Below are 258 nucleotides of genomic sequence, written 5' to 3' on the forward strand. Positions count from 1 at the left end.
CCACGAACAGCCAGTAACTGATCTACGCCGACACCGAACAGCACGTCCCAAAACCCAAACGGCACGATAACCAGCTCAATGGCCTCACTTAAAAACGAGAGCCGCCCACTCAACAATGCTCCCCAAAAGCCTCCGTGTAGCTTGTAGAGAAAGAGCATACGGTCTAACAGCCCTGCGGCTTGTATAAACTGGTAACCAAACACAACAACAGCGGCACCTCCTACCAAAGCCAACAGATATACCGTAGGAATGCGCCTT

The 258-nt window shown here is 51.6% G+C and carries 1 protein-coding gene; it reads right to left on the reverse strand.

Translation table 11 applies throughout. The annotated features are described in order from the left end of the window. The coding region (locus tag R0J92_RS24350; RefSeq protein WP_411053576.1) for a hypothetical protein at positions 1–258 on the reverse strand (258 nt) is incomplete at both ends.

Origin of the sequence: Tritonibacter sp. SIMBA_163 (genome assembly GCF_046535935.1) — a bacterium.
Taxonomy (GTDB): Bacteria; Pseudomonadota; Alphaproteobacteria; order Rhodobacterales; family Rhodobacteraceae; genus Epibacterium; species Epibacterium scottomollicae.